Genomic DNA, 3,465 nt, shown 5'->3' with positions numbered 1-3,465 from the left:
AAGCACTTAATGTGCTTTCCGTCTTGCGCAGGACTGTAGAGCAGCAAACTTAACCGCCCCGCCCGGCGGGCGAGCGCAGGGATACGACATCTGTCCAACAATTCGTGTGAAACACAATGAAAAACCGTTTGATGTGAGTTAATATAAACAACGTCGTGAATCTGACTCCTGCCACATGCATGACAGGGGTTAAACACAAAAAGGAGTCAATTATGGTTTCTGAGAAGGCTACCCTCGTTAATCCTCAGGGTCTGCACATGCGTCCGGCTGGTCTGTTCGCCTCCACCATGGGCAAGTACGCCTGTGACGTGACGGTCGTCACCCCCGAGAAGGAGGTCAACGGCAAGTCCCCGATGGCCCTCATGGCTGCTGGTATCCCCTGCGGTACCGAGGTCGAGGTCAAGTGCGACGGCGCCGACGAGGCCGAGGCTCTGGCTGCTGCCATCGAGCTCATCAAGAGCGGTCTTGGCGAGTAGAACTCAAACGGGTCGCATGTTGAACAACTAAGTTCATATTTGGGGGCGCAGTGACCTGTTGTAAGGTAGCTGCGCTCTTTTGTCATGGATATGGCAAAACGCTTTATCACATGACACGGAGAGAGGAATGGGAATGTATCAGGGAGTCAACGCTTCCGAGGGCATCGGTATCGGCACCGTCATGGTCGCCGTCGATCCCGACTTGACGTTTGAGCCGCACGAGGTTGCTGATTCGGCAGCAGAGAAGGAGCGCTATCAGTCCGCTCTTTCGGTCTTCTGCGAGAAGACCCAGGCTCAGGCCGACCACATGAAGGAGACGGTGGGCGAGGCCGAGGCCGAGATCATGAGCGGACACATTGTCCTGGCTCAGGACCCGGGCATGACCGACGCCATCAACGCCGCCATTGGCGGCGGTACCTGCGCCGAGCAGGCGCTCATGGACACCTCGACCATGTTCGAGAACATGTTCCTGTCCATGGACGACGAGATGTTTCGTCTGCGCGCGGCCGACATCGCCGACATCCGCACCGGTATTCTGGCCGAGCTGCTGGGCAAGGAGGTCGTCGACCTCTCCGTCCTGCCCGAGAATACTGTCGTTGTCGTTCACGACCTCACGCCGTCCATGACCGCCACGATCGATAAGGCCCACGTTGCCGGTATCGTCACCGAGACCGGTGGCCGCACGTCGCACTCCGCGATTATTGCGCGCGCCCTCGAGATCCCGGCTGTCCTTTCGGTTTCCAACAGCTGCACCGCGCTGCGCAACGGTATGACCGTTGTCGTCGACGGTGGCAAGGGTATCGTCGAGGCCGATCCCGACGAGGAGACGCTCGCTGCCTACACCGCCAAGGCCGAGGCCTTCGCTGCCGAGAAGGCAGCCCTCGAGGCCTTCCGTGGCAAGCCGTCCGTGACTGCCGATGGCATCAAGAAGATCATCGCCTGCAACATCGGTAACCCCGATGACGTGCCCAACGCGCTCGATCACGATGCCGAGGCCATCGGTCTGTTCCGCTCCGAGTTCCTGTTCATGGACTCCGCTGAGCTTCCTTCCGAGGAGGAGCAGTTTAACGCCTACCGCAAGGTCGCCAGCGCGCTCAAGGGTGCTCCGGTCATCATCCGCACGCTTGATGTGGGCGGCGACAAGGAGATCCCGTACCTGCACATGGTCAAGGAAGACAACCCCTTCATGGGCTTCCGCGCCGTGCGTTACTGCCTGGCCAATCCCGACCAGTACAAGGTCCAGCTCCGCGCCCTGCTGCGTGCCAGCGCCTTTGGTGACGTCAAGATCATGATTCCGCTCGTCACCTGCGTCGAGGAGGTCGTGGCCGTCAAGGAGCTCGTCGAGCAGTGCAAGGCCGAGCTGACCGAAGAGGGCCGCAAGTTCAACGAGAACATCGAGGTCGGCATCATGGTCGAGACGCCCGCCGCTTCGCTGCTCGCTGACCGTCTGGCCGAGGTCGCCGACTTCTTCTCCATCGGCACTAACGACCTGATCGGCTACACCATGTGCGCCGACCGTGGCAACGACACCATCTCTAACCTGTACCAGGTGTACTATCCCGCCGTGCTCCGCTCGCTCAAGAACATCATCGAGAGCGGCGTGAAGGCCGGCATCATGGTCGGTATGTGCGGCGAGGCCGCTGCCGATCCGCTGCTTGAGCCGCTGCTGATCAGCTGGGGCCTGGAGGAGTTCTCGATGAGCGCTCCGTCGATCCTGCGCGCCCGCAAGACCATCAGCCAGTGGACCAAGGCCGAGTGCGACGAGCTCGCCGAGAAGGCGCTCGCCTGCAACACTGCAGCCGAGGTCAAGGCGCTGCTCGAGTCCGCTGCTCGTTAATTTGGTATCAGAGGTAACCGCGTGGTTGGAATGGGCCGGCCACGCGGCCCTCACATATACAGGGGGTACTGTAAATGTTCTACACGCTAACCGCTAATCCGGCTGTCGACATGACGGTTTCGAGCTCTCCGCTCGAGCCCGACGAGAACGTCCGCACCGGCTCGGCCAGCTACACGGCCAACGGCAAGGGCCTCGATGTGTCCTTCGCCTTTAAGAAGATGGGCGTCGATACCGTCGCGCTCGGCTTCTTCGCTGGCTTCACGGGCAAGTTCATCGTCGAGGAGGTCATGAACCTGGGTTGCCTCTGCCGCCCGGTTTGGACCGACGGTATCACGCGCATTAACACCTACGTCAACGATGGCCAGCACGAGTACGGCATCCTGAACCCCGGCGCCCCGATTACGCCGCAGCACCAGGAGGAGCTCTACAACATCCTGGACACCGCGGGCGATCTCGAGTGCCTGATCGTTTCCGGCTCCGTGCCTCCCAAAGCTACGCCTGACTTCCTGGCTCAGGTTATGGAGCACGCTCAGGCTCGTGGCGCCGACGTCGTCCTGGACCTGTCCTCCGACAAGCTCAAGGAGCTCGCTCACAAGAAGCCGCTGCTCATTAAGCCGAACCATCACGAGATGAAGGCCATCTTCGGCGTGCCGGTCGACACCGACGACGAGGTTCGCGTTGCCATGAAGATGGCTCACGACGCTGGCGTTCAGAACGTGCTGCTCACCCGTGGTAGCCGCGGCGACGCTTACTTCTCCAACGGCGAGGACATCTGGTACGCCAAGCGTGAGTTCAACATCAAGCTGGTTTCTTCCGTCTGCGCCGGCGACTGCACCCTCGCTGCGTTCCTGCACAAGTGGTACAGGGATCGCGACAACGTCGAGGAGGCCATGAAGCTCGCTATGGCCACCGGCGCCAACGTTGCCGAGTCCGTCGGCATCGGCGACTTCGGTCACGTCGACGAGTACAGCAAGCGCGTTGCTGTCCGCAAGCTCGATCGTCAGTAATCGAAACGCGACATATTCGTGCGCATGCGGCGCCCCGGTTTCGGCTGGGGCGCCTTTTTTGTTTCGTCATTGGAGAGAGATGTTCTGCCGTACGGTTGATTTTCAATCTCAACGCAACAGCTTGAACGGACCCCGCGTTTCCGCA

3 protein-coding genes are annotated in these 3,465 nt (G+C 60.6%); all 3 read left to right on the top strand.

Annotation, left to right across the window (positions count from 1 at the left end; genetic code table 11):
- The first annotated feature begins 212 nt into the window (after positions 1-212).
- The 3 genes from I2D41_RS02540 to I2D41_RS02530 all read left to right on the top strand — a co-directional run bounded on the left by I2D41_RS02540 (position 213) and on the right by I2D41_RS02530 (position 3,320).
- Positions 213-476, top strand: coding sequence for an HPr family phosphocarrier protein (locus tag I2D41_RS02540; RefSeq protein ID WP_022094575.1), 264 nt, complete (start codon positions 213-215; stop codon positions 474-476).
- A 133-nt stretch (positions 477-609) separates the two neighbouring features.
- Positions 610-2,313 (top strand): phosphoenolpyruvate--protein phosphotransferase, encoded by a 1,704-nt coding sequence (gene ptsP, locus I2D41_RS02535; protein ID WP_195363436.1) that lies wholly within the window; start codon positions 610-612, stop codon positions 2,311-2,313.
- A gap of 74 nt (positions 2,314-2,387) precedes the next feature.
- Entirely contained in the window at positions 2,388-3,320 is a 933-nt protein-coding gene (locus I2D41_RS02530) for a 1-phosphofructokinase family hexose kinase (protein ID WP_006233969.1), read from the top strand.
- Positions 3,321-3,465 lie beyond the last annotated feature (145 nt).

Source organism: Collinsella aerofaciens (genome assembly GCF_015552075.1).
Taxonomy (GTDB): Bacteria; Actinomycetota; Coriobacteriia; order Coriobacteriales; family Coriobacteriaceae; genus Collinsella; species Collinsella aerofaciens_Y.
Note: the sequence above shows the minus strand (reverse complement) of the source record. Positions and strands in the feature narration are given on the sequence as shown.

Coding starts and splice junctions, on each gene's coding strand:
- I2D41_RS02540 (WP_022094575.1), top strand. CDS start 213: ATGGTTTCTGAGAAGGCTACCCTCGTTAATCCTCAGGGTCTGCACATG.
- ptsP (WP_195363436.1), top strand. CDS start 610: ATGTATCAGGGAGTCAACGCTTCCGAGGGCATCGGTATCGGCACCGTC.
- I2D41_RS02530 (WP_006233969.1), top strand. CDS start 2,388: ATGTTCTACACGCTAACCGCTAATCCGGCTGTCGACATGACGGTTTCG.